We start from the raw sequence: 4,749 nt of genomic DNA, 5'->3' as shown, positions 1-4,749 counted from the left end.
CGACGCGGGTGCGGGACCTCGTCCGCCGGGAAGTCAAGGCGTGGGACGGGAAACCGCCCGGGCTGAGCCGCGCGTGGGTCGAGCCGGTGCTCGCCGAACTGCCGGCCGAGGAACGTGCTGCGGGCCGGGTGGCGCTGCTCACCGCCAAGGCCGCGTACCAGGTCGGGGCGGACGACGTCGCCGCCGTCCACGCGACCGATCGGGGCCTGGTGGAGCTGGTGTCGTGGGCCGCTTTCACGGCGGCCGTGGCGGCCGGTGAGCGGCTGCCGGTCCGCCCGCCAAGAGAAGACCCCGCAGGTCGGCGCGGGTGATGATCGGGAGGTCAGATCGCCCGCCGGGGCGTGCCGCACCGGGACAACAACGTTTCCCCGGGACCGCGCCGCCGCCTCGCGCGGCAGCCGATCTGCTCCGGACCGGCGGTCGCCGCGCGGTGGCGTCCTTACCCCCGCCCCGTCGCGGCGGCCGCCGGCTCACGAGAAGACGTCGCATCGGTGAGAGGACAGACAGGTGACTGACACCACGGGCGTGATCGCCGACCTGACCGCGGAGGCCGCCGAGGTGGACGCGCTCGTCGCCGGCCTTTCCGAAGCGGAGTGGGACACCCCCACCCCGGCGCCGGGCTGGCCGGTCCGGCACCAGATCGGGCACCTCGCCTTCATCTTCCGCATCGCCGGCCTCTCGGCCGCGCAGCCGGAAGCCTTCATCGCCATGACGAAGTCGCTCAAGGGCGGCTTCGAGGCCGCGGTCAACGCCGCGCTGGAGGACTACATCCACGACCCGGCCGAGGTGCTGCTGACGCGCTGGCGCGCCGAGCGGGACGCGGGCATCAAGGCCCTCGCGGCCGTGCCCGGCGACCAGCTGGTGCCGTGGCTGGTCAACCCGCTGCCGCCGTACGTGCTGGCGTGCGCCGGGATGATGGAGGCCTTCGGCCACGGCCAGGACATCGCCGACGCGCTCGGGGTGCGCCGCGAGCGGACCGACCGGATCAAGCACCTGGTCGGGTTCGCCGTGCGCGTCCGGGACTTCGGTTACGAGGCGCGGAACCTGAAGCCGCCGGCGGAGGAGTTCCGGTTCGAGCTCACCGCGCCCTCGGGCGCGCTGTGGGCGTTCGGGCCCGAGGACGCGACCCAGCGCGTCACCGGCAGCGCGGCGGACTTCTGCCTGCTGGTCACCCGGCGGCGGCACCGCTACGACCTCGACGTGCGGGCGCAGGGCACGCTGGCGGACCAGTGGCTGGACATCGCCCAGGCCTACCGCGGACCGGCGGGCCAGGGCCGCAAGCCGGGCCAGTTCGGCGCCTGAAAATCCATTGTAGACGGTGTGGGTCCCTTGTCCCAGCGTGCTGACGTGCACGCCGCGGGCAGGGAGAGAGAAGACGGTCCGCACCGGCCGGGAGATGCTGGACTTCAACGCCCGGCGGACGGGCACCGGGCGGCTGCCGCCCGGGGAATCAGACCGGGGGCGGGGCGCGAGCCCCGCACCGGCGGACAGCGGGGACCTGACGGTCCCGGTGATACGGGGCTCGAGAGCCAGTGGGAGTGCGGTGGCATGAGCGTAGAGCGGATTTCGATCGTCGGTATCGGTCTCCGGTACCCCGACGCGAGTTCTCCGGAGGAGCTCTGGGAAAACGTGCTGGCCGGGCGCCGGGCGTTCCGCAGGCTGCCGGACGAGCGGATGAACCGGGCGGACTACTACTCGCCCGACCCGAAGGCGCCGGACCGCTTCTACGCGCAGAAGGCGGCCGTGCTGCGGGACTACGAGTTCGACCGGGTGGCGCACAAGGTCGCCGGGAGCACCTTCCGGGCGACCGACACGACGCACTGGCTCGCCCTCGACGTCGCCGCGCAGGCGCTCGCCGACGCCGGGTTCGATGAAGGCGACGGCGCCCCGAGGCAGAGCACCGGCGTCGTCATCGGCAACAGCCTCACCGGTGAGTTCTCCCGCGCCAACATCATGCGGCTGCGCTGGCCGTACGTGCGCCGCACGGTCGCGGCGGCGCTGAGCTCCCGCGGCTGGGAGGACGAGGAGACCGCGAACTTCCTGCGGGAACTCGAAGTCCAGTACAAGGAGCCGTTCCCGGAGATCAACGAGGACACCCTCGCCGGTGGCCTGGCGAACACGATCGCCGGCCGCGTCTGCAACCACTTCGACTTCGCCGGCGGCGGGTACACCGTCGACGGCGCCTGCTCGTCCTCGCTGCTCTCGGTGGTCACCGCGGCCAACGCGCTCGTCCAGGGCGACCTGGACCTCGCCATCGCCGGCGGTGTCGACCTGTCGATCGACCCGTTCGAGGTCATCGGCTTCGCCAAGACCGGCGCGCTGGCCAAGCGCGAGATGAAGGTCTACGACGCCGACTCCAACGGCTTCTGGCCCGGCGAGGGCTCGGGCATGCTGGTCCTGATGCGCGAAAGCGACGCGCTGGAGCAGGGCAAGCGGATCTACGCGTCGATCGGCGGCTGGGGCGTCTCCTCCGACGGCAAGGGCGGCATCACCCGGCCCGAGGCGGCCGGGCACCGGCTGGCCATCAAGCGCGCCTACGACCGCGCGGGCTACGGCGTCGAGACCGTCTCCTACTTCGAGGGCCACGGCACCGGCACCGCGCTGGGCGACGCCACCGAGATCGAGGCGCTGTCCACCGCCCGCCGCGACGCCGACCCGCTGGCCAAGCAGGCCGCGCTGTCGACGATCAAGGGCAACATCGGCCACACCAAGGCCGCGGCGGGCGTCGCCGGCCTGATCAAGGCCACGCTGGCGGTGTACCACCAGGTGATCCCGCCGGCCACCGGCCACCACGACCCGCACGAGTCGCTCACCGGGTCCTCGGCGCGGATGTACGTCCCGCGCGACGCGACGCTGTGGCCGGAGGACCAGCCGGTCCGCGCGGGTGTTTCCGCGATGGGCTTCGGCGGGATCAACTCCCACATCACCGTCACCGAGGCCCCGACCGCGCCGCGGCGCCGCGAGCTCGACGAGCGCGCCCGCACGCTGGTCGCCGGCCGCCAGGACGCCGAGCTGCTGCTGTTCGACGCCGACGACCTCGCCACCCTGCGCGGGAACGTCGCCGCTGTGCTGGAGACCGTGCCGAAGCTGTCGTTCGCCGAGCTGACCGACCTCGCCGCCACGCTGGCGAAGGAGGTCTCGGGCAAGGCGGTGCGCGCCGCGGTCGTCGCGGCCAACCCGGAGCACGCCGAGCGGAAGCTGACGAAGCTGCTGGAGCAGCTCGACTCGGGTGACGCGGTCTTCGACAGCGCCGACGGCATCTTCGCGAGCAGCCGCGGCACCGCGCCGAAGATCGGCTACCTGTTCCCCGGCCAGGGTTCCGGGCGCGGCGGCGAGAGCGCGCTGCGCCGCCGGTTCGCCTCGGCCGAGGAGATCTACCGCGCCGCCGGGCTGCCTGCCAGCGGCGACCAGGTCGCCACCGAGGTGGCGCAGCCCCGGATCGTCACCGGCTCGCTGGCCGCGCTGCGCGTGCTGCGCTCGTTCGGCATCGAGGCCTCGACGGCCACCGGCCACAGCCTCGGCGAGCTGACCGCCCTGCACTGGGGCGGCGCGCTCGACGAGCGCGGGCTGCTGGCGCTGGCGAAGGTCCGCGGCAAGGTGATGGCCACGACGACCGGGGACGGCACCGGCGCGATGGCCGGTATCGCGGCTTCGCCGAGCCGCGTCGAGGAGCTCGGACTGGGCGACGACGTCGTCATCGCCGGCTACAACGCGCCCGAGCAGACCGTCATCTCCGGGCCCGCCCCGGCGATCGACAAGATCGTCGCCCGGGCCAAGGCCCAGGGCGTCGGCGCGACCCGGATCAAGGTCTCGCACGCCTTCCACTCGCCGGCGGTCGAGCCCGCCGCGAACGCGATGACCGAGAAGCTGGGCGAGTTCTCCTTCTCCCGCCTCGAGCGGCCGGTCGTCTCGACCGTGAGCGGCGACGTCCTGCACGCGGCGGAGAACCTGTCGGAGCTGCTGCGCGACCAGATCGTGCTGCCGGTCCGCTTCCGCGAAGCCGCCGCCAAGGTGGCCGAGCGCAGCGACCTGGTGGTCGAGGTCGGGCCGGGCCGGGTGCTGACCGGGCTGTTCGAGGAGATCGCGCCGGAGACCCCGGTGCTCGCGATCGACACGGACAACGCGTCGCTGCAGGCGCTGCTGCGGGTCGTCGGCGCGGCGTTCGCGCTGGGCGCCGAGCTTTCGCTGGACGCGCTGTTCGAGGGCCGCGTCGTGCGCGCCCTGCCCGCCGACGGGGTGTTCAACTTCCTGGCCAGCCCGTGCGAGGCGGCGCCGTCGATCGACAGCGAGCTGGCCGCCGAGCTGGCCGCGGAGAAGGCGCAGGCCGCCGAGGCCGACGCCGCGTCCGCCGACAGCGAGTCCGGCTCGACGCTGGACCTGCTGCGCAAGCTCGCCGCCGAGCGCGTCGAGCTGCCGCTGGAAGCCGTCACCGCCGACACCCACCCGCTCGACGACCTGCACCTGTCGTCGATCACGGTCGGGCAGCTGGTCAACGACGTCACCCGGGCGCTGGGCCGTCCCGCGCTGGAAGGCATGCCGAACTTCGCGACGGTGTGCCTCGGTGAGCTCGCCGAGATGATCGACGAGCTGGCGCAGACGGCGAAGCCGACTGACCAGGGCGCCGGCGAGGCACCCGGTGTCGGCCCGTGGGTCCGGCCGTTCGCGGTCGAGTACGTGCCCGCGCCGCGGCCGAAGGCGGACCTCACGCCGGGCGCCGGGCAGGCCGAGTGGCAGGTCTTCGCGACCCCG

2 protein-coding genes and 1 pseudogene are annotated in these 4,749 nt (G+C 73.6%); all 3 read left to right on the top strand.

The window, feature by feature from the left end; translation table 11 throughout:
• Positions 1-311 (top strand): annotated as a pseudogene (locus G3I65_RS51685) (carboxymuconolactone decarboxylase family protein); the annotation flags it as partial.
• Between the two features lie 196 nt (positions 312-507).
• A complete protein-coding gene (locus G3I65_RS51680; protein WP_160703354.1) occupies positions 508-1,302 on the top strand; it encodes a TIGR03084 family metal-binding protein in 795 nt (264 codons plus the stop codon).
• 246 nt (positions 1,303-1,548) lie between these two features.
• On the top strand, positions 1,549-4,749 hold a 3,201-nt coding region (locus tag G3I65_RS51675), incomplete at its 3' end, for a type I polyketide synthase (RefSeq protein ID WP_160703352.1).

The organism is Amycolatopsis sp. SID8362, assembly GCF_010550475.1.
In the GTDB taxonomy this organism is placed as follows: domain Bacteria; phylum Actinomycetota; class Actinomycetes; order Mycobacteriales; family Pseudonocardiaceae; genus Amycolatopsis; species Amycolatopsis eburnea.
The sequence above is the reverse complement of the archived record's forward strand: the minus strand, read 5'-3'. Positions and strand labels throughout refer to the sequence as shown.